29 protein-coding genes and 1 pseudogene are annotated in these 24637 nt (G+C 69.3%); 9 read left to right on the forward strand and 21 right to left on the reverse strand.

Annotated features, from left to right (window positions below):
- Positions 1–3: 3 nt before the first annotated feature.
- On the forward strand, positions 4–462 hold the full coding sequence (locus V8688_RS11085; RefSeq protein ID WP_218720612.1) for a hypothetical protein: 459 nt from the start codon (positions 4–6) through the stop codon (positions 460–462).
- Positions 463–519: 57 nt separating this feature from the next.
- On the opposite strand, the gene V8688_RS11090 is transcribed toward V8688_RS11085, so the two are convergent.
- The 4 genes from V8688_RS11090 to V8688_RS11105 form a co-directional block, all read right to left on the reverse strand.
- Positions 520–957 (reverse strand): OsmC family peroxiredoxin, encoded by a 438-nt coding sequence (locus tag V8688_RS11090; RefSeq protein ID WP_218720613.1) that lies wholly within the window; start codon positions 955–957, stop codon positions 520–522.
- Positions 958–1039: 82 nt separating this feature from the next.
- The gene (locus V8688_RS11095) at positions 1040–1486 is read right to left on the reverse strand and encodes an SRPBCC domain-containing protein (RefSeq protein ID WP_255588351.1); all 447 of its coding nucleotides are present in this window, start codon (positions 1484–1486) and stop codon (positions 1040–1042) included.
- A gap of 55 nt (positions 1487–1541) precedes the next feature.
- Positions 1542–1862: a multidrug efflux SMR transporter gene (locus V8688_RS11100; RefSeq protein ID WP_189029701.1), complete on the reverse strand. Its 321-nt coding sequence runs from the start codon at positions 1860–1862 to the stop codon at positions 1542–1544.
- Positions 1859–2512, reverse strand: coding sequence for an NAD(P)H-dependent oxidoreductase (locus tag V8688_RS11105; protein WP_342800751.1), 654 nt, complete (start codon positions 2510–2512; stop codon positions 1859–1861). The genes V8688_RS11100 and V8688_RS11105 overlap by 4 nt, the downstream gene beginning before the upstream one ends.
- Positions 2513–2621: 109 nt before the next feature.
- Between V8688_RS11105 and V8688_RS11110 the strand changes: the two genes are divergently transcribed.
- Together V8688_RS11110 and V8688_RS11115 are read left to right on the forward strand one after the other, a co-directional pair.
- Positions 2622–3230 carry a TetR/AcrR family transcriptional regulator gene (locus tag V8688_RS11110; protein WP_218720615.1) on the forward strand — a complete coding sequence of 203 codons (609 nt, stop codon included), beginning with the start codon at positions 2622–2624 and terminating at the stop codon, positions 3228–3230.
- 31 nt (positions 3231–3261) lie between these two features.
- Entirely contained in the window at positions 3262–3744 is a 483-nt protein-coding gene (locus V8688_RS11115; RefSeq protein WP_218720616.1) for a DUF4240 domain-containing protein, read from the forward strand.
- A 3-nt stretch (positions 3745–3747) separates the two neighbouring features.
- Here the strand turns inward: V8688_RS11115 and V8688_RS11120 are convergent, their stop codons facing one another.
- Together V8688_RS11120 and V8688_RS11125 are read right to left on the reverse strand one after the other, a co-directional pair.
- Positions 3748–4608 carry an ABC transporter permease gene (locus V8688_RS11120; protein WP_342800752.1) on the reverse strand — a complete coding sequence of 287 codons (861 nt, stop codon included), beginning with the start codon at positions 4606–4608 and terminating at the stop codon, positions 3748–3750.
- Complete coding sequence (locus V8688_RS11125; RefSeq protein ID WP_342800753.1) at positions 4605–5498, reverse strand: ABC transporter ATP-binding protein; 894 nt, start codon at positions 5496–5498, stop codon at positions 4605–4607. Before V8688_RS11125 ends, V8688_RS11120 begins: the two co-directional genes overlap by 4 nt.
- A 212-nt stretch (positions 5499–5710) precedes the next feature.
- On the opposite strand from V8688_RS11125, the gene V8688_RS11130 reads away from it, so the two are divergent.
- From V8688_RS11130 to V8688_RS11140, 3 genes are all read left to right on the forward strand, one after another.
- Positions 5711–7009, forward strand: coding sequence for a histidine kinase (locus tag V8688_RS11130; RefSeq protein ID WP_342800754.1), 1299 nt, complete (start codon positions 5711–5713; stop codon positions 7007–7009).
- On the forward strand, positions 7006–7689 hold the full coding sequence (locus V8688_RS11135; protein WP_218720619.1) for a response regulator transcription factor: 684 nt from the start codon (positions 7006–7008) through the stop codon (positions 7687–7689). Before V8688_RS11130 ends, V8688_RS11135 begins: the two co-directional genes overlap by 4 nt.
- A gap of 209 nt (positions 7690–7898) precedes the next feature.
- Entirely contained in the window at positions 7899–9089 is a 1191-nt protein-coding gene (locus tag V8688_RS11140; RefSeq protein WP_342800755.1) for an MFS transporter, read from the forward strand.
- 1 nt (position 9090) lies between these two features.
- Here the strand turns inward: V8688_RS11140 and V8688_RS11145 are convergent, their stop codons facing one another.
- Positions 9091–9930 (reverse strand): AraC family transcriptional regulator, encoded by an 840-nt coding sequence (locus tag V8688_RS11145; RefSeq protein WP_218720621.1) that lies wholly within the window; start codon positions 9928–9930, stop codon positions 9091–9093.
- 152 nt (positions 9931–10082) lie between these two features.
- Here V8688_RS11145 and V8688_RS11150 point away from each other — a divergent pair, with 152 nt between their 5' ends.
- Positions 10083–10352: a hypothetical protein gene (locus tag V8688_RS11150; protein ID WP_342800756.1), complete on the forward strand. Its 270-nt coding sequence runs from the start codon at positions 10083–10085 to the stop codon at positions 10350–10352.
- 9 nt (positions 10353–10361) lie between these two features.
- Positions 10362–11159 (forward strand): LLM class flavin-dependent oxidoreductase, encoded by a 798-nt coding sequence (locus tag V8688_RS11155; RefSeq protein ID WP_342800757.1) that lies wholly within the window; start codon positions 10362–10364, stop codon positions 11157–11159.
- On the opposite strand, the gene V8688_RS11160 is transcribed toward V8688_RS11155, so the two are convergent.
- A complete protein-coding gene (locus tag V8688_RS11160) occupies positions 11153–11359 on the reverse strand; it encodes a hypothetical protein (RefSeq protein WP_218720624.1) in 207 nt (68 codons plus the stop codon). The two genes, V8688_RS11155 and V8688_RS11160, sit on opposite strands and share 7 nt — an antisense overlap.
- 140 nt (positions 11360–11499) lie before the next feature.
- On the opposite strand from V8688_RS11160, the gene V8688_RS11165 reads away from it, so the two are divergent.
- Complete coding sequence (locus V8688_RS11165) at positions 11500–12015, forward strand: YfbM family protein (RefSeq protein WP_218720625.1); 516 nt, start codon at positions 11500–11502, stop codon at positions 12013–12015.
- A gap of 62 nt (positions 12016–12077) precedes the next feature.
- On the opposite strand, the gene V8688_RS11170 is transcribed toward V8688_RS11165, so the two are convergent.
- The 13 genes and pseudogenes from V8688_RS11170 to V8688_RS11230 all read right to left on the reverse strand — a co-directional run.
- A complete protein-coding gene (locus V8688_RS11170) occupies positions 12078–14645 on the reverse strand; it encodes an ATP-dependent Clp protease ATP-binding subunit (RefSeq protein WP_218720626.1) in 2568 nt (855 codons plus the stop codon).
- 280 nt (positions 14646–14925) lie between these two features.
- The gene (locus tag V8688_RS11175) at positions 14926–15864 is read right to left on the reverse strand and encodes a lipase family protein (protein WP_255588353.1); all 939 of its coding nucleotides are present in this window, start codon (positions 15862–15864) and stop codon (positions 14926–14928) included.
- Positions 15865–15945: 81 nt separating this feature from the next.
- On the reverse strand, positions 15946–16536 hold the full coding sequence (locus V8688_RS11180; RefSeq protein WP_218720627.1) for an anthrone oxygenase family protein: 591 nt from the start codon (positions 16534–16536) through the stop codon (positions 15946–15948).
- Positions 16537–16662: 126 nt separating this feature from the next.
- Positions 16663–17277 (reverse strand): FHA domain-containing protein, encoded by a 615-nt coding sequence (locus tag V8688_RS11185; protein ID WP_218720628.1) that lies wholly within the window; start codon positions 17275–17277, stop codon positions 16663–16665.
- Positions 17278–17568: 291 nt separating this feature from the next.
- A complete protein-coding gene (locus V8688_RS11190; RefSeq protein ID WP_019044650.1) occupies positions 17569–17931 on the reverse strand; it encodes an Lsr2 family protein in 363 nt (120 codons plus the stop codon).
- Positions 17932–18046: 115 nt separating this feature from the next.
- Positions 18047–19513 (reverse strand): lysine--tRNA ligase, encoded by a 1467-nt coding sequence (gene lysS / locus V8688_RS11195; RefSeq protein WP_316573700.1) that lies wholly within the window; start codon positions 19511–19513, stop codon positions 18047–18049.
- A gap of 316 nt (positions 19514–19829) precedes the next feature.
- Positions 19830–20252 (reverse strand): rhodanese-like domain-containing protein, encoded by a 423-nt coding sequence (locus tag V8688_RS11200; protein ID WP_218720644.1) that lies wholly within the window; start codon positions 20250–20252, stop codon positions 19830–19832.
- An 8-nt stretch (positions 20253–20260) separates the two neighbouring features.
- Entirely contained in the window at positions 20261–20857 is a 597-nt protein-coding gene (locus V8688_RS11205; RefSeq protein ID WP_255588354.1) for a cysteine dioxygenase family protein, read from the reverse strand.
- Positions 20858–21019: 162 nt separating this feature from the next.
- A complete protein-coding gene (locus tag V8688_RS11210) occupies positions 21020–21802 on the reverse strand; it encodes a type III pantothenate kinase (protein WP_218720629.1) in 783 nt (260 codons plus the stop codon).
- 19 nt (positions 21803–21821) lie between these two features.
- A complete protein-coding gene (panD, locus tag V8688_RS11215; protein WP_218720630.1) occupies positions 21822–22241 on the reverse strand; it encodes an aspartate 1-decarboxylase in 420 nt (139 codons plus the stop codon).
- Positions 22242–22255: 14 nt separating this feature from the next.
- A complete protein-coding gene (gene panC, locus V8688_RS11220; protein ID WP_218720631.1) occupies positions 22256–23212 on the reverse strand; it encodes a pantoate--beta-alanine ligase in 957 nt (318 codons plus the stop codon).
- A complete protein-coding gene (locus tag V8688_RS11225; protein WP_316573372.1) occupies positions 23212–24126 on the reverse strand; it encodes a DUF2520 domain-containing protein in 915 nt (304 codons plus the stop codon). Before V8688_RS11225 ends, panC begins: the two co-directional genes overlap by 1 nt.
- 276 nt (positions 24127–24402) lie before the next feature.
- A pseudogene (locus tag V8688_RS11230) lies at positions 24403–24637 on the reverse strand (hypothetical protein); the annotation flags it as partial.

Consider the following 24637-nt stretch of genomic DNA (forward strand, 5'->3'; position numbering starts at 1 on the left):
GACATGACCGGCACTGCCTTTTCCGTTTCCGTTTCCGACTCCCGGCCGCGCGCGGTGAGTGTCGCGTTCGGCGGTCTCGTCACCGCGCTCGCCGCCGGCGCCGCCGAAGGACTGCTGCGCGCCGTGCGTGGCGGGGGTGAGTTCGCGGCGACCGCGTCGGGGCTGCTGCCGCGGCTGGCGATCTATCTCGTCGTCGCGGCGGTAGCGCTGTACATGGTGCACGGCAGTCGCGTCGCGCGGGCGCTGCTCACCGTCGGGATCGGCGTGGTCGGCCTGGTCTCGCTGATCATCGAGCCGCTGGCGGTCCTGCTGTCCACCGACGATTTCGGCGCGCTGTTCGCCGGGCTGTCGCCGTCGTCGGCGGTGCTGGCCGGCTGCCGTACCGTCCACGTCCTGGCGGTGGTTATCGCGATTCCAGCCATGTACACGCCGGCGGCGCACCGCTGGTTCACCCAGCGCTAGCCCCGCGGACGCGCCGGTGGGCGGCATCTGCGTCCCAGATGCCGCCCACCAGGGTGATCAGATCAGTGCGGCGTCCAGCTCGATCTCGGCCACACCCGCGAGGGCCTTGCTGACCGGGCAGCCGTTCTTCGCGGCGGTCGCGGCGGCGGAGAAGCCCTCGGCGTCGAGACCGGCGGCGACGGCGCGCACGGTCAGCTTGATCTTGCTGATCCGGAAGCCACCGGCCGGGTCCGGGCCCAGCGTCACATCGGCGGTGACGTCCAGGCTCTCCGGCGTGCCGCCCGCGTTGGCGATCTCGGCCGACAGCGCCATCGAGTAGCACGACGAATGCGCGGCGCCGATCAGCTCTTCCGGGCTGGTGCCATCGGCGGCGTCGGCCACGCGACGCGGGAAGGTCACGTCGAACTTGCCCACCTCGGAGCTGACCAGTTCGACCTGCCCGGAACCATCCTGCAGTCCGCCTGCCCAGAGGGTGCGTGCGCTACGAGTCGGCATGCCGATCCTTTCGATTCGTTGGGTGTTGCGTCCGATGACGAACCTACTCGGATCCCGGCTCGATCCGGCCCGGGTTCGCGCCTCAGGCGACGGTACCGGTGACTTCGTCGAGGCGTTCGAGCATCTCCGGCCACACCTGCTGGTGCAGGTCGCGGATAGCGGCGGTGGGGAACCCGGAGTGCCGCAGGCGCAGCCGGATACCGCGGGGCTGCTTCAGGAATTCGGCCGCGACCACGGTCTCCACGCCGTCGGTGGCGGCGGTGACCCAGGTGAACTCGACCCGGCGGTTCTGCTCCAGCAGCAGGATGCGGCCGTAGTGCGGATTGCGCTTGTCGGCCGTGCCGGTGTCGAAGTACAGGGGTTCGTTGACGCCGGGCCGTCCGAGCACCGATCCGGGAACCGCCAGCCACAGGTCCAGGCCCTGGGTCCAGGCCGCGTAGAGCAGACTGGGCGAGGCTTTCATCACGCGCTCGACCGTGAGCTCGTGCGGTCGCGCAGACAGATCCGGGGGGCGAACTGGCTGGTCCATCAGCCGACCTTACCGGCTCGGACCGGCCGTTCGCCGCATCGGGTGCGCGACAGCGTCACTCGGGATTGGTGACGCGGGCCAGCACGATCCCGCCCAGGATCAGCGCCAGCGCCAGCATCCGGCCCGCGCTGAGCGGGTCCTTGTGCACGAGGACCCCGAGGCTGATCGCGCCGAGCGCGCCGATCCCGGTGAACACCGCGTACGCGGTGCCCACGGGCAGGGTGTGCATGGCCCGCGAGAGCAGATACACCGCGAGCGATCCGAGCGCGATGCACAGCAGCGTCGGCCCCAGTTTGGTGAAGTTCTCGGTGGGTTTGATGGTCTGCGACCAGATGATCTCGACGAGGCCGGCGAGGCCGAGTACTACCCAGCTCATTTCACGTAATCCTTGGCGAGCAGGCGAACGTCGGTCAGCGCCGCGGCGAGCGAGGACTCGTGCGCGTCGCGCAGGTGGGCCAGGTTCGGATCCTGGACGGCGTTGGTGAGTTCGGCGTGGACGAACACGGTGTCGGTGACGGCGTAGTGGCCGGCGAAGAAGTCGCGCAGGTAGCGCTCCTGATAGTCGAACGCGGCCTTGGGCGCACCCGGCGAGTAGGCGCCGCCGCGCGCGCTGACCACCACGAACCTGCGCTCCCCCAGTGACATTCGCGGGAAGGTGATCTGGTCGAGCCAGGCCTTGAGCGCGGCCGGAATCGAGTAGTTGTACATCGGGGTGCCGATGAGGATCACGTCGGCGGCGAGCACCTGCGTGAGCAGCGGTTCCACGATCTGCCACGCGGCCTGGGCGGCGGGTGTCACGGCCAGTTCCGGGAGCCGGTCGAGGTCGGTGCTACCCGCGGCGAGGACGGCGTCACAGAGCTCGGTCCAGCCCTCGCCGATGAACGGCGCCGGATCGGTCGCCAGATCGCGGTAGGTGTAGCGGCCGTCCGGCTCCGCGGCCCGCCAGGACTCGACGAATTCCGCGCCGAGCCTGCGGCTGACCGAGTGGGTACGAGCGCTGGCGTCGAGGTGCAGCAGGTGTGTCATGGCCGAGCCTTTCGAGAACTGGACATCATGTCCGCTTGTTGATATCCCGACCATAGAACACAAGTGGACAGCTTGTCCACATATTCGATTCTGGGCTACAGTCGAGCGCATGGAGCCTCGATCCGACCTGCTCACCGGCGCGGCGCTGGACGCACCGCAGCCCGCCGAGCGCACCGACGCGGCCCGCAACCGGGCCAAGGTGCTGGCGGCGGCCGCCGAACTCTTCGCCACCCGCGACCCGCGCACGGTCACCATGGACGACATCGCCAAGGCGGCGGGCGTCGGCCGCGGCACCCTCTATCGCCGCTACCCCGACCGCACCGCCATCGCCGTCGCCCTGCTCGACGAACACGAGCGCACGCTGCAGGAACACCTCCTGCGTGGCGACCCGCCGCTGGGCCCGGGCGCGCCGCCGGCGCAGCGGCTCGCGGCGTTCTATGCCGCGATGATCGAATTGCTCACGGCCCACGCGCATCTCGTCCTCGGAGCCGAGACCGGTGGGGCGCGCTTCGCGACCGGGGCCTACGGGTTCTGGTCGGCGCATGTCCGGGCGCTGCTGGTCGACGCCGGTGTAGCCCACCCGGATTCCCTGGTCGACCCGGTCCTCGCACCGCTGGCCGCCGAGGTCTATCTGCAACAGCGCGAGCGCGGGTTGTCGGCGGCGCAGATCGTCGACGGGCTGAGCGTGCTCGCCCACAAGCTGCTCGACCGGCCCTGAACTGTCGGTCCTTGCGGCTACCGTCACGCGGGTGACGACACTTCCGACCGAAACCGAAGCCGCCCGATTCTGGGCTCTGATCGAAACCGCCTGGGAGCGCGCTGGTTCCGCCGATTCCCGGCGCGCCCTGCTCGACGGCGAGTACGACCACGACCTCCTCGGCCGGTTCATCGATGCCCTGCGCTCGCTGAGCACCGATTTCACCAGCGCCGAACTGACCGCCCTGGATCGCGTCGCCGAGCGGGCGCTCTACGAGATCGACCGCGCCGACATCCAGGCCATCACCGACGGCTCCGACGACGGTTTCCTGTACGCCCGCGGCTTCATCGTCGCCATGGGCCGCGACCACTACGACGCCGTGCGCGCCGACCCGGAGGTCGCCGTGCCCGACGCCGAGTGCGAGGAGCTGTGTTACTTCTTCGCCCACCTGCACGACAAGCTCTACGGTGGATTCCCCGAGACGGATTCGGGCATCTCCCGCGAGTCGGTGTCGAACCCGGTCGGGTGGCCCTGAGCGTCAGGTCAGGTCGCGGCGCGTCATCAGCCAGATCGTGCCGCCGCCGAAGACCAGCACGTACGCGCCGAGCAGGGCCAGTGACTCGCCGCGGCTGAGAATGTCGAGGACACCGGGGGTCGCCGGGCCGCCGACCGTGCGCATCGCGCCCGCCAGCGAACCCGCGGCCGTACCCGGCAGCAGGTCGGTGACCGTCTCGATCGGACCGAAGACGCCCGCCACTCCGCGCAGCAGGTTCTCGACGACGAGCACCCAGATCAGGCCGAGGCCGACGGCGAGCGCCGGACCACGGGCGATCGCGCCGACGAGGGCGCCGGCCAGCGTCCACATGCCCAGGATGGCCGCGCCGGAACCGATGCCGAGCACGGATCGTGTCAACGTCGGCAGCACCAGCGGTCGGCCCTCGCTCACCGCGATGAGCGAGGCGACACCGAGGTCGACGGCGAACGCCGCGCAGACCAGCGCGACCACCACGACCAGCAGACTCAGCAGCAGCCCACCGATGGCCGCCGGACGGCTCGGGCCCTGGGTGAAGACGGTTTTCCAGGTGCCCCAGCCGTAGCCGCTGCCGACCGCGAGCGCACCGAGCACCAGCATCAGCGCGCCGCCGAACATCGCCATACCCTGGGTGAAGACCTCGGGGACAGCGGCGGGCAAGAGCTGGCCGAGCAGGACGTCGCGGGGCAGGCCGTCGGACATGGCGCCGCTCTCCCCCGAGGCGTAGGCGAGGTAGTTGAACAGGTAGGCGAAGGTCAGGTTCAGCAGGAGCCAGACGCCCAGGACGATCCAGAAGGCGGGCCAGCGACCCAGCCGCACCGCCTCCGCGCGCATGCTCGCCCACAGATCCCTTGTCACACCGGTCATTTCGCGACCTCCACAGCCGTCATCTCGAAGAACACTTCTTCCAGGGATTTCTCGTCGACCCGCAGTTCCAGCAGATCGGCGCCCGCCGCCACCACCGCGCGCGCCACCGCGGGCGCCGTCGCGGCCGTCGTCTCGACCCTGATCCCGTCGACGCTCGCCCGGGCGGGTGCGACGGCGCGGATCGCCGTGAGCGCGCTGTCGGCGGGTTCGGCGCGCACGATCAGCGTTGCGCTGCCCCGCAATTCGGCCACGGTCGACTCCGCGAGCAGCCGGCCGCCGGAGATCACGCCGACCCGATGGCAGATCTCCTGCACCTCGGCGAGCTGATGGCTCGACAGCAGCACGGTGTGCCCGTCGGCGGCCAGATCGACGATGAGCGTGCGCATTTCGGCCAGTCCGGCGGGGTCGAGGCCGTTGGTCGGCTCGTCCAGGATCAGCAGATCGGGGTCGCCGAGCAGGGCCGCGCCGACGCCGAGGCGCTGCTTCATGCCGAGCGAGTAGGTGCGGAAACGGTCGTCGGCGCGGTCGGCCAGGCCCACCCGGACCAGCGCCCGCTCGACGTCGGCGGCGCGATGGCCCCGGTAGCGGGCGAGCACGCGCAGGTTGTCGCGGCCCGAGAGGTAAGGGTAGAAGCCGGGGCCCTCGATGAGGACTCCGATGCGGCGCAGCACCGCCGGGTCGCCCGGGGCCAGGCCGCGCACCAGGGCGGTGCCCGAGCTGGGCCGGATCAGGCCCGCCAGCATGCGCAGGGTGGTGGTCTTGCCCGCGCCGTTGGGGCCGAGGAAGCCGTAGATCTCCCCCGCGGCGACCCGCATACTCACCGCGTCCACCGCGAGGTGGGCGCCATAGCGTTTGGTCAGCCCGTCGGTGACCACGATCGAATCGTTCATGGGAATCAGAATCCGCGCGACGGGGGTCCTCGGGCATCCGTCGCGCAGCGTCTCCCGCGCTACGCCGCGCGGCCTACCCTCGGCGTCCGCGCCGCTGAATATTCGCCTCGGCGGGCGCCCGAGCGGCCGATCCGGCGTGGTGACGGGGTTCGCGCCGGAATTACGGGCGCAGGCCGACGCGAGCGGCGCGACTACGCAATAGGGTGACAGAGGTGGGAGCGTCTGCGAAGTGGGAGCGTGGCTCGGTCGTTCAGGACTGGGGCCTGGCTGGTGTGGTCGCGCTGATCCAGCTGGCCGGCAGTTCCGGGGCGAACGCGCATCAGACCGGCGTGCGTTCGCTCGACGCGTTCGCGTATCTGTTGCTGCTCGCCGGTCCGATCGCGCTCGGCTTCCGACGGTTGCTGCCCGAGCCGGTGCTGCTGGTCGCGCTGCTGGCGGCGGTGGCGTATGTGCTGCGCGACTACGGGTACGGGCCGATCTTCCTGTCGTTGGTGATCGCGTTCGTGAGCGCGGCGGTCAACGGATCACGCTGGCGTACCTATCCTCTGGTCGTGGTCGGCTACCTGACGATGGTCTGGCCGGTACCCGCGCTGCTCGGGCGCGAGACCGGCGCCTGGCAGGTCTTCGGGCTGCTGGCCTGGATGGGGATCCTGGTCGCGATCGCCGAGGGCGTGCGGCAGCGGCGCGCCGTCGTGGTCGCGCGCAGGCAGCGGGCCGAGGCAGCGCGCCGCGACGACGAGGCGCAGCGGGCCAGGGCCGCCAGCGAGGAGCGGCTGGCCATCGCCAGGGAACTGCACGATGTCCTCGCGCACAGTCTTTCGCTGATCAATGTGCAGTCCTCGGTGGCGCTGGAACTCTTCGACCGCAAACCGCAGCAGGCCGCGGCGGCGCTGGCCACCATCAAGACCACCTCCAAGGAGGCGCTGGCCGAGGTGCACACCCTGCTGCACGCCATTCGTAGCGGTGCCCCGGTCGCGCCTGTGGTGACCGAACCCGTCGATACCGGTGCCGCCGTGGCCGATTCGCCGCCGCCGGTCGCACCCGTCCCGCCGCCGCGGCCGGCCCCGCGCGCGCCGGTGCCGTCGCTCGACGACCTCGACACCCTGCTGGAACGCACCCGCGCGACCGGTCTCGCCGTCGATACCAAGATCATCGGCCCGCCCAAGAAGCTGCCCAGCGTGATCGATGTGGCGGCGGCCAGGATCATCCAGGAATCGCTGACCAATGTGGTGCGGCACGCGCCGGGCGCCGCCGCGCTGATCACCCTGCGCTACACGCCCGAATCGGTGGACATCACCGTCGACAACACCCGGCCCACCGGTACGGCCGTGCGCACCGGGGCAGGCGGGAACGGGATCATCGGGATGCGGGAACGGGCGCACGCGCTCGGCGGCGCGCTGACCGCCGGGCCGCGGCCGTCCGGTGGGTTCCGGGTGGCGGCCAGGTTGCCCGCCCGGCCGGTGTCGGCGCAGGCGGGATCCGCGTCCGGCGGCACGGAGGCGAGCGCATGAGTGAACAGTCCGGCGCGGCCAAGACGCGGGTGCTCGTCGCCGACGATCAGGCGCTGGTGCGCGGCGGGTTCGTCGCGCTGCTCGACGCGCAGGACGACATCGAGGTCGTCGGCGAGGCCGAGAACGGCGAGCAGGCCGTGCGGATGACCCGCGCGCTCGTCCCGGACGTGGTGCTCATGGACATCCGCATGCCCATCCTCGACGGCCTGGCCGCCACCAGGATGATCGCCGACGACGCCAAGCTCGCCGAGGTCCGCGTCGTCGTGCTCACCACCTTCGAACTCGACGAATACGTCTTCGAGGCGATCCGGGCGGGCGCGGCCGGGTTCCTGGTCAAACACACCGAACCCGCCGACTTGCTGCGCGCGGTCCGGGTGGTCGCCGAGGGCGACGCCCTGCTCTCCCCCGGCGTCACCCGTCGCCTGCTCGCCGAGTTCTCCACCCACGCCAAACAACCCCCGCCCGCCGCCCTCGCCGACCTCACCGACCGCGAACGCGAGGTGATGACCCTGGTCGCCGAGGGCCTCACCAACGCCGAGATCGGCGCCCGCCTCTATCTCAGCCCCGCCACCGCCCGCACCCACGTCAGCCGCATCCTCACCAAACTCGACGCCCGAGACCGCACCCAACTGGTCGTCCTCGCCTACGAATCCGGTTTGGTCCGCCCGGGCTGGCAATAGCCCGGGTCCTCCCCACTACGTGCCAGGCCGGAGGCCGGGAAGCGGGCACGGCGGACGGTCCCCGCCGGTGTCGATCTGTTCTTCACCGGGCGCCCGCTGGACAGCGAGGCGAAGGGCTACAGCGGAGCTTCGCGTGAAGCCTGGCGTTCGAGTCGCTTCCCGTGGCGTTTGGGTCGCGAGCGGGGGCGAGAAACGTTGTTGCACCGGGCATGACGACGACTTCGACCATCGAGGCGGCGCCGGAGACCGGCCGCCGCGCATGGCCCGCGCTGCTCACCATGTTCCTGGGCAGCTTCACGCTGGTGACCGCGGAGTTCCTGCCACCGGGAGTACTGACCGCGCTGGCCGAGGACCTGCGGGTACCGGAGGGGGTGGTCGGGCTCTCGGTGAGCGCGACCGCGCTCACCGCGCTGCTCGCCGCGCTGGGTTTGGGCTCGCTGTTTCCGAAGGCCGACCGGCGCACGCTGCTGCTGGTGCTCACCATCGGCGCCGCGGTGTCGAACGTGCTGGTGGCGGTGGCGCCGAATATCGCGCTGCTGCTGCTCGCGCGGCTGCTGCTCGGCGTGGCCGTCGGCGGGTACTGGTCGATGGCGCTGGTGATCGCCGCGCAGTTGGTGCCGGCCCACCGTCTGGGCAAGGCGATGATGATCGTGAACTCGGGCACCACCGTGGCGACCGTGGCCGGGGTGCCGCTGGGCGTGCTGCTGAGCACGTACGCGGGCTGGCGGACCGTGTTCGTCGTGACGGCGGGACTGACCGTCGTGGCCGCGGTGGCGGTGCGGGTGATGTTGCCGCCGATCGCGCCGAGCAAGGGCATCGGGTTCGCGGCGATGGGCGCGGCGCTGCGGGCGCCGGGGGTCGCGTTGGGGCTGGTCAGCGTGGTCGCGGTGATCGGCGGGCATTTCGCCGGGTTCACCTACATCCGGCCCGCGCTGGCCGAATTGCTCGAGGCGGGACCGTCGGCGATTCCGGTGTTGCTCGCGCTGTTCGGTGTCGGCGGCCTGCTCGGGAATTTCCTGCTCGGCTCGCTGGCCGACCGCAAGCTCGGTGTCCTGCTGGTCGCGGTGCCGACGGCGATCGGGCTGTCGCTGCTGGCGATCGTCGTCTCCGGCGCGGTGCCGGTGCTCGGCTATGTCGCGGTGGTGGTGTGGGGCGGCGCGTTCGGCGGCATCCTCAACCTGGTGCAGGTGTGGGTGTCGCGGGTGCTGCCCGAGCGGATGGAGGCGGGCAGCGGGCTGGTGGTCGGCGGTTTCCAGCTGGCGATCATCCTCGGTTCCGCGGTCGGCGGACGCGGGGTCGACAGCATCGGCCTGGCGGCGACCTACGGGCTCGCGGCGCTGGCGGCGGTGCTCGGCGGCGTGCTGGTGCGGGTCTCGCTCAGCCGCGCCGCGCGGTCCTAGCTCAGGCCGAGCGGGCCACGCGCCGCCACTGCGACGGCGTGTGGCCCGTATGCCTGCGGAAGGCCCGGCCGAACGCGGTCTCGGAGCGGTAACCCAGCCGCCGCGCCACCGCGCCGACCGACACGTTGTGCTCGGCCAGGTACACCTGGGCCCGCTCGACCCGCAGCTTCGTCAGATACCGCCCCGGCGTGAGCCCGGTGGCCGCCTGGAACCGCGCCGCGAACCCGGACCGCGAGGCCAGCGCGACCCGCGCCAACGCCTCGACCGTCCACTCCTGCCCGGGATCGGCGTGCATGGCGGCCACCGCGCGTGCCACTCCCGGCTCGTTCACCCGCAACAACCAGCGCTTGGGCGCGCACCCGCGCGCATGCCAGGACTCGATCGCCATCGACGCGATCAGGGTCGCGACCCGGTCGCCCTGCACACCGAACGGATCTGGGCATTCGCGCACCAGATGCTCGAACATGGTCGCGGCCAGTGGCGCGTGTCGCACGAACTCGGTGAGCAGCACCCGCTGCGGCAGCGCGTCCATCGCGCCACTGGTCGCGGCCGATGCGAGCCGCACCCGCAGCACGGTGCCCTCCGACAGGGCGGTGATCGCGAAGCGGTCCGCACGCGGAACGAACAGGAAGTCACCGCAGGCCAGATCCTCTGCCGTGCCCAGACCTTCGACCCGGACCAGGCCCTCCGTCACCACGAGCGCGCTCGGCTCACCGGCGATGAACTCCCCACCGCCCGCGGTGAGCGCGAATTCGTCCCGGCCCGCGAAGCGCCATTGCAGGCCGGCGAGCACATTGTCGAGGCCGCTCGCACCAGATTCGATCAGCGTCACCGTGCACATCCTCCGGGGGGATCTCCGACGGATTCACGGTACCAAGGCAGCTCGGAGCCGGTGCGGCCGCGAAACAGCGCCCGGCACTACGCCCGTGGACGTAGCCGGGATCGGGTCGCGCGGCCGATGCCCGCGGCGGCCGTCGCGAGCAGGCTGAAGTCATGAACACCTTCGACAGCGCGACGACGCTGACCCTCCTGGCCGACCACTACGCCGGGGGCTGGCATCCCTGGCCCTTCTTCTGGATCTTCCCGCTGCTGTTCTGGATCACCGTGATCGCCGTGCTGTTCTTCGCACGCAGGCGGTGCGCGGGGCGCGGCGGCGGGATCGGGGCGCTACGCACCGGGTTCGCCCGGGGCGAGATCAGCGAGTCCGAGTACCGCAGCAGGCTCGCCGTGCTCAGCGAACCTCGCCCTCGCGAGCAGAAGTAGGAGATCGCGATGCGATTCGGGATCGTGCTGACGCCCCGGTCCGGGGCCCAGTGGACGCGCGCGGTGGTCGACGCCGAGCAGCGGGGCTATGCCACCGTCCTGCTGCCGGACACGCTCTACACCCCCTCACCACTGCCCGCGCTGGCCGCCGCGGCCGCGGTGACGACGCAGCTGCGACTGCGGCCCAACGTCCTCGCGGCGCCCTTGCGCACCATCGGAGCGACCGTGCGGGAAGTCACCGCGCTACAACTGCTTTCGGACGGCCGATTCGAGCTGGGCCTCGGCACCGGCCGCCCCGACGCCCGCGGCGAGGCCGAAAGGCTCGGCATGCCCTGGGGTTCGGCGAGCGAACGACGACAGCATCTGATCGACACCGCGACCGCGATACGGGCGCAGGTCGACCCGGCCCCGCCGCTCGTGATCGCCGCGAACGGCCCGCGCATGCTCGCCACCGCGGCCGCTCACGCCGACCGGATTCTGCTGGCCGCCGCCCCGGATGCCACCGAGGACGACCTGGCCGACATGGTCGCCGCGATCGCCGAACACACCGACCGCGACGTGCGGTGCACCCTCCAATTGGTCGGTGTCGGTGAGCGATTGCCGCACTGGCTCAGCGCCCGCCTCGGCTACACCGCGGACAAGCTCCGCGACGCGGGTGCGGCCGGACTTCTCCCCAGTGATCCCCAGGCGGCTGTGGACATCCTCGAATCCCGCAGCGCGCGCTACGGAATCGACGAACTGATCGTCCCCGGTGAACTGGCCGAGGCGTTCGCGCCGATCCTCGACCTCGCGCTCGGGCGTCAGTAGATGGCGCTCCAGTAGGCCTCGACGACGAGACCGACGATGTAGCGCGGATTCTGCGGATCGTCGGTCACCGTGACGGTCGCCTTGGACAGGTCGAGCTTCATGCCGTCGCCGTTCAGGTACTGCTGGCTGTTGGCGGTGTAGGTGAAGAAGGGCGCCTCGAACGGCTGGGCGCGCAGCGTCGGCGCCGCGGCGCGCAGCACCCGGCTTGCGTCGGCGCGCTCGCACGATCACTGCGGCGCCACGCGCCTTTACCCACCCGAACACATCGACGAACCTAGCAATCGGCCCGAGCGAAAGATCGCGGCGCCCAGCCGGATTCGATACCGTGCGCGCGGTGTCGGTGACCACTGCTAGCTTCGGCGGACATCACCGGGCGGAAAAGGAGTTCTCCATGGGGGTGATCATGTCGTTCACCAGGGTGAGTGCCGTGGAGCTGGAGCGGCTGGCCACGACGACCGAGTGGCCGGACGATTTTCTCGACGGCCTGCGGGTCCAGGACGGCGGACCGAGCGGCTACCTCGACAAGGCGTGGGCCGGCTTGGAATACCTGCTGGCCCAGGCGAATATCGGGATCGATCTGATCGAGACCGGCCGTCCGCTGGCCGATGACAACTATTTCGCCTGGCACCCGGACGACGTGTCCGCCACGGCGAAGGTCCTCGGCCGCTACCCGTTCGACGAGCTGGCCCTGTTCTTCGATCCTGCGGCGATGGACGCGGCGGAGGTGTACCCGAACATCTGGGTCCGCGACGGCGAGAGCGGACTGCACTACCTGCGCCACCACTACGACGGCCTCGAGCACGTGTTCCGATACGCCGCCGAGCGCGGGTCCGGCTTCCTCCAGCATTTCGGCTGACCGATCGAACGACGAAGCCCGCCCCTGGAAATCCAGGAGCGGGCTTCGTTCGGTTCAGCTGGTTACTCGCCGGAGGCGGCGGCCTCGGGCGCGGTGCCCTCGGCAGCGCCGGTCAGGACGACCTCGGGCTTGTCGTCGCCCGCGGGAGCCTTGGTCAGCTTCGCCTTGCCGGCGAAGGTGAACTTGGCGTCCTCGCCCTGGCCCTCGCCGTTCCAGCCCTCGACGTCGACCACGATGGTCTGGCCCGCGCCGATCTCGCCGAAGAGGATCTTCTCCGACAGCTGGTCCTCGATCTCGCGCTGGATCGTGCGACGCAGCGGACGCGCACCCAGGACCGGGTCGAAACCGCGCTTGGCGAGCAGGCTCTTGGCCTGGTCGGTCAGCTCGATCGCCATGTCCTTGTTCTTCAGCTGCTTGGCGACGCGGTTGATCATCAGGTCCACCATCATCACGATCTGCTCGCTGGTGAGCTGGTGGAACACGATCACGTCGTCGATGCGGTTGAGGAACTCGGGGCGGAAGTGCTTCTTCAGCTCGTCGTTGACCTTGAGCTTCATCCGCTCGTAGTTCGACCCCTCGGCGTTGGACTGGGTGAAGCCCAGGCCGACGGCCTTGGAGATGTCGGAGGTGCCCAGGTTCGAGGTGAAGATCAGCACGGTGTTCTTGAAGTCGACCGTACGACCCTGACCGTCGGTGAGACGGCCGTCCTCGAGCACCTGCAGGAGGGTGTTGTAGATCTCCTGGTGCGCCTTTTCGATCTCGTCGAACAGAACCACGGAGAACGGCTTGCGGCGCACCTTCTCGGTGAGCTGGCCGCCCTCTTCGTAGCCCACGTACCCGGGAGGGGCACCGAAGAGCCGCGACGCGGTGAAGCGGTCGTGGAACTCGCCCATGTCGATCTGGATGAGCGCGTCGTCGTCGCCGAACAGGAAGTTCGCCAGCGCCTTGGACAGCTCGGTCTTACCGACACCGGACGGACCGGCGAAGATGAACGAGCCCGAGGGGCGCTTCGGATCCTTCAGGCCGGCGCGAGTGCGGCGGATCGCCTTGGAGACGGCCTTGACGGCATCCTCCTGGCCGATGATCCGCTTGTGCAGCTCGTCCTCCATGCGGAGCAGACGGGTGGTCTCCTCCTCGGTGAGCTTGAAGACGGGGATGCCGGTCCAGTTGGCCAGCACCTCCGCGATCTGCTCGTCGTCGACCTCGGCCACGACGTCCAGATCACCGGAACGCCACTGCTTCTCGCGCTCGGCGCGCTTGGCGACGAGCTGCTTCTCCTTGTCCCGCAGGCGCGCGGCCTTCTCGAAGTCCTGCGCGTCGATCGCGCTCTCCTTCTCGCGGCGGGCATCGGCGATCTTGTCGTCGAACTCGCGCAGGTCCGGCGGCGCGGTCATCCGGCGGATGCGCATGCGCGCGCCCGCCTCGTCGATGAGGTCGATCGCCTTGTCCGGCAGGAACCGGTCGTTGATGTAGCGATCGGCCAGCGTCGCGGCGGCGACCAGGGCACCGTCGGTGATGGACACCCGGTGGTGCGCCTCGTAGCGGTCGCGCAGACCCTTGAGGATGTTGATGGTGTGCTCGACGGTCGGCTCGCCGACCTGCACCGGCTGGAAGCGGCGTTCCAGGGCGGCGTCCTTCTCGATGTACTTGCGGTACTCGTCGAGAGTGGTCGCGCCGATGGTCTGCAGCTCGCCACGGGCCAGCTTCGGCTTCAGGATCGAGGCCGCGTCGATGGCGCCTTCGGCAGCACCCGCACCGACGAGCGTGTGCAGCTCGTCGATGAACAGGATGATGTCGCCGCGGGTGTTGATCTCCTTGAGCACCTTCTTCAGGCGCTCTTCGAAGTCACCGCGGTAGCGGCTGCCCGCGACCAGGGAACCCAGGTCGAGGGTGTAGAGCTGCTTGTCCTTGAGGGTCTCGGGGACCTCACCGTTGACGATGGCCTGCGCCAGGCCCTCGACGACCGCGGTCTTACCGACACCGGGCTCACCGATCAGGACCGGGTTGTTCTTGGTGCGGCGGCTCAGCACCTGCATGACGCGCTCGATTTCCTTCGAGCGGCCGATGACGGGATCGAGCTTGCCCTCGAGCGCGGCCTGAGTGAGGTTGCGGCCGAACTGGTCGAGCACCAGCGAAGTGGACGGAGTGCCCGCCTCACCACGCGAGCCGGAACCCTCGACGGGCTCCTTGCCCTGGTACCCGGACAGCAGCTGGATGACCTGCTGACGGACGCGGTTCAGGTCGGCACCGAGCTTGACCAGAACCTGGGCGGCGACGCCCTCGCCCTCGCGGATGAGACCGAGCAGGATGTGCTCGGTACCGATGTAGTTGTGGCCGAGCTGCAGCGCCTCGCGCAGGCTCAGCTCCAGCACCTTCTTGGCACGCGGGGTGAAGGGGATGTGACCGGACGGCGCCTGCTGGCCCTGACCGATGATCTCCTCGACCTGGCTGCGCACACCCTCCAGCGAGATGCCAAGGGACTCCAGCGACTTCGCCGCCACGCCCTCGCCCTCGTGGATCAACCCAAGCAGGATGTGCTCGGTGCCGATGTAGTTGTGGTTGAGCATCCGGGCCTCTTCTTGGGCCAGGACAACGACACGCCTCGCGCGGTCGGTGAACCTCTCGAACATCGCTCCCTCACTCTCCTGCTCCGACATTCTGGCAACAGACGCCGCAGTGTGCTCGGTACAACCTAGGGCGTCGGACCGACAACTGTCGCCGTCAGCCTGCCATGAAGCCCGGGGGTTGCGGCCCCCGCCTCCACTCTAGTTGGCAGGGGATTCCGCCGCCGCCGGTCCACCCTATTGATGACCGGCGGCAACATGGTCATTCACTCATAACGCGCACGTCGCGGCATTCGTTTCCCTCAGAGTTTTGCCTACAGCGAAATATGTCGCCGGGGTGACGGCCTCAGCCGGTGAAGGGGGGCACGAACTCGCACGGGACCGGGGCCTGACGGGCCGGATCCAGGGCGTTGAGGACGTGACCGGCCGCGCGGGGGCTGCCGGCGATGGCCATGTGTTCGGAGTAGTCCTGGGCGCAGCCGTCCTGGACGACCACCGACGTGGCGTTCGGACCCGGCACGAGACCGGAGGTGTGCGGCACGACCAGCTCGTCGAGCGCGGAGACGATATTGGTGTAGGTGACCTGCGGGCTGTACACCCCGTCGGCGTTGAGGGCGACCATGAACTCGTCGCCGGTGAGCATCTGCCCGCAGGCCTGGCACAGCGAGGTGGCGACCGCGTCGAAGGCGGGACCGGCGCCCAGCGCGCGGCTGTAGGCCGCGATATCGCCCGCGCCGAGCGCGTTGGTGCCGAGCCAGGGTGGGGCGATGCCGACCAGCTTGTCGACCTTGGCGGCGCCGCCGAGACGCTTGATGTAGTAGTTGCCGACGATGTTGCCCTGCGAGTGGGCGACGAAGTCGACCCGCGCGGCGCCGGTGCGCGCGAGCACCCCGTCGACGAAGGCCGACACCTCGGCGGCGCTCTGCTCGATCGGACGCATCCCGCCGATCGCCGAGACCGGCCAGGGCAGCCCGTAGGCGCCGAAGGTGAACGAGTAGACGCAGTAGCCCTCGTTGGCCAGCAGCGGGGCGTACACGCCCCAATTCGTCTGTCCCCCACCGCCGGTGCCGTGCAGCAGCACCACCGGATTCGGATGCTCGGCCGAGAGGACGCACCCCGGATCGTTCGCGCCGGGTAGCGATCCACCGGGCGTGGTGAGTTCCGGGGCGATCCCGGCGAAGAAGTTGTAGTCGACCGGGTACTCGGCGGCGGCGGTGCCCGCGTTCCCCCAGGCCAGCAGTGCGGCAGCGGCCAGTACCAGCAACGATCTCGAACTACGTCGCATGAAACGACTCCTCACTAGAACGTGTTCCGATCATCATGGAACACGTTCTAGTGATTGCGTGGCCCTATTGGCAGATCGCCATCAACGCTGGAACGGCGCGGGCGCGTAGCCACCGGCCATCGGCGCGACCATCGCCTGCGCGACCGGCTGCCCGGCGGCCGGCGAGCTCGTCTTCCCCTGCTGCACGCCCGCCGCGAACAGCGCGCCGCACAGCACCAGGAACGCCGCCGTGTGCAGCACCGCCCGCACGATGTTCCAGCGCACCCACGCCGCCTCGAAATCCGCGCGCACGACCGCGGTGTCGGCGATCGCCGACGGGTCGCCCGCCGCGGCGAGCGCGTCGTTGAGCGGCACGTTCAGCGCCGAGGTGACGGCGAAGGCGATCACGTTGAGCGCCAGGGCGACCCCGAGCCAGATCAGCGTGCTCCGGTGCTCCTTGCCGAGCGTCAGGGCCGCGGCCAGCGCCGTGAACCCGACCGTGCCGAGGAAGCCGAGCATGAACCACGGGTTGATGATCACGACGTTGATCTTCTGCATGACGTCGATCAGCGTGCGATCGCCGGTCCGCGCCAGGGCCGGCATCACCGAGATCGCGTAGGCGTAGAAAACGCCCGCGATCAGGCCGGTGCTGAGCAGCGCCAGAACCATGGCGGCCATCCGAAGTGCGAACATGTGCCGTCTCCTGACTCGTGTTCCGGAGCTCGATCCGTGTGCTCCGGTGTTACGAGTAAGTCAACAGTGTCACGCGGCTCGCCGACATGGTTCAGACGCTCACGCACCTGCGCGAGCGTCGCGACCTCACAGATCGTGGTCGGAGATCATCCCGCTCTGCATGGCCAGCGCCGCCAGCCGGGTGCGCTTCTGGTTCTGCGGCAGGTTCTCCACCCCGAATTTCGCGAACAGCGCGCGCAGATGGGTCTTGATCGCGTCGATGGAAAGGAACAATTCCTCGGCGATCTGCTGATTGGAGGCGGGGGTGGCGAAGCCGGTGCCGTGCTTGTACGGGCGGCACAGCGCGATCAGCACCGCACGCTGGGTCTCGGTCAGCGAGCGCATGGTCGGAATGGAGCCGGACGCGGTGTGCGTCGCGTCGTCGACGACCCCGCCGAAATCGAAGAAATGCACCAGCGTGGTGCCGACCCGGATCCGGTCGCCCGGACTCAGCCTGCGCCGGCCGATCAGGCGCTCACCGTTGACGAAGGTGCCGTTGCGGGACAGACCGTCGTCGACGATGGTCCAGTGCGCGCCCAGGTATTCGACGGCGGCGTGCAGCCGGGAGACCTCGGCGTCCCAGCCGAGGACGAGGTCGGCCTGCACATTGCGGCCGATGGTGAACCGCTGCTGCTCGGGCTCGAGCGCCAGCTCGTGCTGCCGCCCGGTGTCATCGGTATACCGTAGAAAAGAACTAGACATGTCCCGCCTCTCCGCGATTCAGGCCGGACTCGTGCGCGTCGACAGAAACGTCGGCGGGCGGCGGTGACAGCGTCGCCAGTTCGCCCGTACCCGGTGAGTTACCCATGTACTCGCCGAATCGGGTCGGACCGTCGGCCCTCGCCGACCTGAAAAACCTTGCGCACGAACATCAGTCTATCTCTCCAGGAGTCCCCGGGAGACCGCCGACGCATGTCCCGACCTGGGAGTACACCGCTGACAGCAGAGCGGTCCGGGATCGCCGCGTCAGCAACCCCGGACCGCCGTCGAAATTCAGGCCTTGCCGACTTCCTTGTTGTACGCCTCGGTGATGTCGGCCGAGATGCGGCCGCGAGCGGACACCTTGTGGCCCTTGCGACGGGCCCATTCACGAATTGCGGCGCTCTGTTCGCGGTCCATGGAAACGCGGCTCTTCCCCTGCGGTGCCGGCGCCCCTGCCGCCTTCACCCGGCGACGGCCACTCACGCGACGGGCGTTGGCGACCCACTCGTCCAAGCCTTCGCGCAGCCGCGCCGCGTTAGCCTCGGACAGATCGATCTCGTACGACACGCCATCGATAGCGAACTCGATGGTCTCGTCCGCGATGGACTCACCGTCGACATCGTCGATCAGGCTAACGGTGACCTTCTTTGCCATGAGATGAACGTCCTCTCGAAATCGTCAAGCCTGCCTCCAGGCCGAATACCCGAGGCAAGAATACCTCTAATTACGAAAATTCCAACACGAGGTCTTCACCTCGCAAATCGACTGGTCAGCGACTACTCGGCCGGACAATCGGGAACAGGATCGTTTCCCGGATTCCCAAACCGGTCAGTGCCATCAACAACCGATCGATTCCCATACCGGTTCCGGTGGTCGGCGGCATGCCGTGTTCCATCGCGGCGAGGAAGTCTTCGTCGAGCACCATGGCCTCGTCATCGCCCGCGGCGGCCAGCCTGGCCTGATCGACGAACCGTTCCCGCTGGATCACCGGGTCGACCAGTTCCGAATAGCCCGTTGCCAACTCGAAGCCGCGAACATACAGGTCCCACTTCTCCGTCACGCCGCCCTTGCTGCGGTGCTGACGGGTCAGCGGGGAGGTCTCCACCGGGAAGTCGCGAACGAAAGTCGGCGCGTACAGCTTGTCGCCATACGCATGTTCCCACAGTTCTTCGACGAGTTTCCCGTGACCGTAGCCCTTGCCCGCGGGAATTTCCAGACCGACCCGATCGGCGAGCGCGAGCAATTCCTCGACAGTGGTTTCCGGAGTGACCTCCACCCCGATCGACTCCGACAGCGAGGGATACATCTCGACCGTCGTCCACTCGCCACCGAGATCATATTCCGTGCCGTCGGCCAGTGTCACCACGAGGGTGCCGAATGCCTCCTGCGCGACTTCCTGGATCAATTCCCGGGTCATCTTCGCGGAGTCGTCGTAGGTGCCGTAAGCCTCGTAGGTTTCCAGCATCGCGAACTCGGGCGAATGGGTCGAGTCGGCGCCTTCGTTGCGGAAGTTCCGGTTGATCTCGAAGACCTTCTCCAGGCCACCGACCACACAGCGCTTCAGGAACAGCTCCGGCGCGATACGCAGGAACAACTCCATGTCCAGCGCATTGGAATGGGTGACGAACGGGCGCGCGGCGGCGCCGCCGTGGATGGTCTGCAGCATCGGGGTCTCGACCTCGAGGAAGCCGCGGCGCTCCAGCGCGGTGCGCAGCGCGCGGACCACGTTCACGCGGGTACGGGCCATTTCCCTGGCCTCGGGGCGCACGATCAGGTCGACATAGCGCTGCCGGACGCGCGACTCCTCGTTCATCTCCTTGTGCGCCACCGGCAGCGGTCGCAACGACTTGGCCGCCATCGACCAGGAATCGGCCATCACGCTCAATTCACCGGTCCGCGACGAGATGACCTCACCGTGCACGAACACGAAGTCGCCGAGGTCCACATCGGACTTCCAGGCGGCCAGCGCGTCGGCGCCGACGCCGTTGAGGCTGATCATCGCCTGCAGCTTGGTGCCGTCGCCTTCCTGCAAGGTGGCGAAGCACAGCTTGCCGGTATTGCGGACGAAAATGACGCGCCCCGCGATGCCGACCTGCAGGCCGGTCTGGGTATCGGGCTCCAGATCCGGGTAGGCGGCCCGAATTTCGGCCAGCGTGTGGGTGCGCGGGACCACTACCGGATAGGCCTCGCCGCCCTCGGCGAGCAGCCGTTCCCGCTTGTCCCGGCGAATCCGCATCTGCTCGGGAACATCACTGTCCACGGCGGAACTGACGGCGCGGCCGGTATCGGCGGGGTTAGGGGTGCTCACATCCGATAACAGTAGCGTGCGCCGGAAATGCTATTGCGGCCTGCCCGTACCGAACTCCACGGTAACCGGACACCGCACCGGCCATTCCTCGGCCGAATGCAATCCACGTCACACCATCGAAACAAAACGCCGCCACCGCGGCCCCCGAATCCGCACGCGGACAACCCAACCCATCCGCCGCCGGGCCCGGAACGAGCAGTAGCCGGACCGCCGGTCGGGCGGTCCGGCCACCGGCCCGGCGTCGCTACAACGAGGCGAGCGCATTCACCTCACGGGCAAAGTGCGGCGCCCCCACCGCGACGGTCAGCAACCCCGCGGACTTCAGTGCCTGGTAGCCGCCGATGAGATCGGTGGCGCGGTGCAAACCGAGTTGCTGCAACGACGCCGCGGCCAAACTCGAGGTGTAGCCCTCCGAGCAGAAGATGATCCATTCCACGTCGTGGTCGACGGCCAGCGACAAACGCGCCGAGGAGGTCGGATCCAGTCGCCATTCCAGGACATTACGTTCGATGACCAGCGCACCCGGCAGCGAACCCTCCCGAACCCGCTGCGCGGCCGGGCGGATGTCGACCAGAATCGCGCCCCTGGCCAAAGCCGCGGACAGGTCGTAGACGTAGAGCCTGCGTAGGTCGGCGCGGGCGTTCTCGAGCATCTGATCAATCGTCAAACGACTCATCACAGGTCACCTTCGGGCTGGTCGGTGAGGACGGTTTTGGTTCGCCGCAAGGTGCCGTGGCCGGTCACCTCGTAATAGGACATCGCCGACAACGGCGGGGAATAGGCGTGCACGCTCAGCGTCGGATCCAGCGGACCGACGGATTCGGCGGCGGCGGGCGCCCGAACCACGTCGTGGACCCAGCCGATCGGGAACGAGGCCTGATCGCCGGCGGCCAGGGTGCGCCTGCGTAGCTCCGAGCCATTCCAGCGGAATTCCGAGAGCGCGCCGCTGAGCACCGTGAGGGCGCCCAGCGAACCGGCGTGATCGTGCAATTCGGTGGATTTACCCGGCGTCCAGCTGATCAGCCAGACATCGACCTCGTCGTCGGCGATCAGCCGGGTGGCCCAGCGCTGTTCCGTCGGCCAGACCCCGTCGGCGGGCAGCAGGTGATCGTAGCGACCGGCGAGGACGTCTTCGGCACCCTCATCGGTGAGTCGCAGCAGGTCAGCGGGCCGCAGCCGGGTCGGCAACGCCGAAGCCACCGCCCGGTCGAGCGGGGGTGTCGCGGAGTAGCCGTCGCGCGCGGAGGAAAGGGAAAGGACGGAAGAACGCATGAGCGAATCTCCAGGAGGTGTGAAACGGTCGAGGGGAAAACGTCAGCCTCGAACGGTCGAGGCAGGTCAGCCTCGACAACACTCCTGGGTGCTCACACGGAAGTACACGAGCGTGAGTTTAGCAGTCGACGCGCGCTACGGCGAAAATGACCTGCGCCACAGTCACTTCTTGTTGCGTTCGTAGACGTGGCGCAGACCGGTCAGCGTCAGATGCGGCTCGTGCTGATCGATGGTCTCCGATTCCGGCACGATCAACGGCGCGCCCGCGCCCGTCGCGACGACGGTGACATCGGTGCCGGAGAAGGCGTCGAACTCGTCGCGGATGCGATCGATCAGGCCGTCGACCAGGCCGGCGAAACCGAACACCGCCCCGGACTGCATGCACTCCATGCTGTTCTTGCCCAGCACCGAGCGCGGGCGGGTCAGCTCCACCCGGCGCAGCGCGCTGCGCTCGACCAGCGCCTCGGTGGAGATCTCCACGCCGGGCGCGATCACGCCGCCGAGGAACTCGCCCTTGGCCGAGACCAGGTCGACGCAGATCGCGGTGCCGAAGTCGACCACGATCGCGGGACCGCCGAAGCGGCGATAGGCCGCCAGGCAGTTGACGATGCGATCGGCGCCGACCTCCTTCGGGTTGTCCACCAGCAGCGGGATGCCGGTGCGCACGCCGGGCTCGACCAGCACATGCGGCACGTGCGCCCAGTAGCGCGCGAGCATGGTGCGCAACTCGCGCAGCACCGGCGGCACGGTCGACAGCGCCGAGACGCCGACCACCTGGTCGAGCTCCTCACCGATCAGACCGCGCACCTGCATCGCGAACTCGTCGGCGGTGAGCAGTGGATTGGTGTGGATGCGCCAGTGCCGCGCCAAGGTCGCGTGCTCGCCGCTGCCGGAGAAGAGACCGAGTTCGATTCCGGTGTTGCGGACGTCGATCGTCAGCAGCATCGCTGTCCCCCCGCCGCGCTCAGGCGAACGACAGCGAGCGCGGGGAGGTCAGGCCGGAACCCTCGGGCGCGTGCGCCGGGTCCGAACCGAGCTCCACGGGGCGGTTGCGGTCGTCGACGAAGACCACCTTCGGGTCGTAGTCGCGCAGCTCCTGCTCGTCCAGCTGGCCGTAGGCGATCAGGATGACCAGGTCGCCGGGGTGCACGAGATGGGCGGCGGCGCCGTTGATCCCGATCACGCCCGAGCCGCGCTCACCGGCGATGACATAGGTCTCCAGGCGGGCGCCGTTGTCGATGTCGACGATGCAGACCTGCTCGCCCTCGAGCAGATCGGCGGCGTCGAGCAGATCCTGGTCGACGGTCACCGAACCCACGTAGTGCAGGTCGGCGTGGGTCACCGTGGCACGGTGGATCTTCGACTTCATCATGGTGCGCAACATCGTCGTCGCCTTTCTCAGTTCGCCTGCGCGGCAGGCAGGGAGTTCGCGTCGGGGTGCCCGTCGATCTGGGCGCCGAGAACAATCGGGGCATTGTCGATCAGCCGGGTGGCGCCGACCTTGGCGGCGACCAGCAGCCGGGCATTGCCCGCGGTGGGCGCGGGGCCCAGGTTGCTGTCGCGCAGTTCGAGGTAGTCCACGTCCAGACCGTCGACGGCGTCGAGCACCGCGCGCGCGGCCCGCACGACCGCCTCCGGGCCGAGGCCAGCGGCGTGTCTGCCCGCGGCCAGCGCGGCCGACAGGCCCAGCGCCGCCTCTCGCTGGGTGGCGTCGAGGTAGCGGTTGCGCGAGGACAGCGCGAGACCGTCGGGCTCGCGGACCGTCGGATAGGCGACGATCTTCACGTCCATGTTCAGGTCGCGGACCATCTGCCGGATCAGCGTGAGCTGCTGGTAGTCCTTCTCGCCGAAGTACGCCTCGGAGGCGTGGGCGATATTGAGCAGCTTCGCGACGACGGTGAGCATGCCCGCGAAATGCGTCGGCCTGCTGCCGCCCTCGAGCTCGGCGCCGATCGGGCCGGGCAGCACCGTGGTGCGCGGGCCCTCGGGGTACATGTCGGAGACCGATGGCGCGAACACCAGGTCGACGCCCTCGTGCCGGAGCAGTTCGAGGTCGGCGTCGAGGGTGCGCGGGTAGGCGTCGAGGTCCTCGTTCGCGCCGAACTGCAGCGGATTGACGAAGATCGAGACGATCACGACCTGGTTGGTCAGCTTGGCCTGACGGACCAGCTGCAGATGACCCTCGTGCAGCGCGCCCATCGTCGGCACGAAACCGATCGTGCGGCCCGCGCCCCGCAGCGCCTTGGTCACCGTGTCGACGACCTCGGGGCTGTGGTGCACGGTCAGCACGCCGGGCTGGTACGCGCCGGTCGCCCGCGCGCCGCCCTGGTGGTGGTGCACTTGTCTGGGTTCCATCAGTGGCCTTCCTTGGCGAGCAGGTCCAGCAGGGCCGGATTGGTCTGGGCGAGTTCGGCGGTGCGCAGCGACATCGCGCGATAGGCGGCGGCCAGGCGCTGGTCCACGGCAGCCAGGGCGGACAGGTGCGCGGCGACCGCGTCGACGTCGCCGCGCGCGACCGGGCCGGTCAGCGCGGCCTGGCCCCGGCGCAAGGCGTTGTCGAGCGCGGCGGACACGAGCGGGGCGAGCAGACGTTCCGGCAGGCCGTTGGGCTGATCGTCGACCACCGGCTGACCGAGCAGGCCCGGCCCGTCCATGGCCGCGCGCAAGGCGGTGACCGCGTCGACGATGACCGTGACCAGGTGGTTGGCGCCGTGCGCGAGGGCGGCGTGATACAGCGTGCGCTGCTCCTCGGCCACCTTGACCGGCTCGCCGCCCATCTCGATGACCAGCGCCTGGCCGATCGCGTAGCCGACCTCGTCGGCGGCGGTGACGCCGAAGCAGGCGTTGGCCAGGCGATCGATGTCCTCGTCGTGGCCGGTGAAGGTCATCGCGGGGTGGATGGCCAGGCCGAGCGCGCCCTGCGCGGTGAGCGGCGCCAGCACGCCGACACCGTGCGCGCCCGCGGTGTGCACCACGATCGTGCCGGGGCGCACGACACCGGCACTCGCCAGGCCGCGGACCAGCCCGGCCAGCTCGGCGTCGGGGACCGCCAGCAGCAGCAGCTCACTGCGCTGAGCGATCTGCTCCACCGGCAGGATCTGCGAATCGGGCAGCCGCGTCCGCGCCCGGTGCACCGAGGCATCGGAGATCGCGGCGACACCGAAGACCACGTGACCGGCTCGCTCGAGCGCGACACCGAGGGCCGAACCCACCCGTCCCGCCGAGACGATTCCCACCGTCAGTCGTGCGGGCGCAGGGTCGACACCCACGTTCGCGCCATCGGAATTGACACTTCTCGAGGTCAACACTGTCCTCTCGATTTGCGTTCCAGTCCCGCAGGGCGGGTACCGGACGTTACGGATCGAGAATAGCTTGCCCGCCTCTGCGCGACATCCGGCCGGACTCGTGCGGCGGGTTCCGCCGCGTCGGCGGCCGGCACCACAGCACGAGTCGACCTCGCCCGTCCCCGGCGAGTTACCCAGCTACGACGAGAAAACCCGTCGTCACGGGCTAGTCGTGTTCCAGACTATCCCGCAATCGACTACTCAGGATCGCGAGCTGGACTCCGATTGGAGGTTCGCCATGATATCCGCCACAGACAGGCGCGGGGCGCCCTCTTCCTCGGCGCGACGGCGGCGGCGGGAGCTGGTGCCGACGGTCGGGGTGGTGTCGGCGGGCTTGGGTGCGGCCGGCGTCTCGGCGGCGGCCGGGGGGATCTCGGCGCCGGGTTCGTCGGTGCTGTCCGGCGCCGAGTCGTCGGCGGCGGGCTCGGGCGAGGCC

This window comes from Nocardia sp. No.11 (assembly GCF_038752175.1).
In the GTDB taxonomy this organism is placed as follows: Bacteria; Actinomycetota; Actinomycetes; order Mycobacteriales; family Mycobacteriaceae; genus Nocardia; species Nocardia canadensis.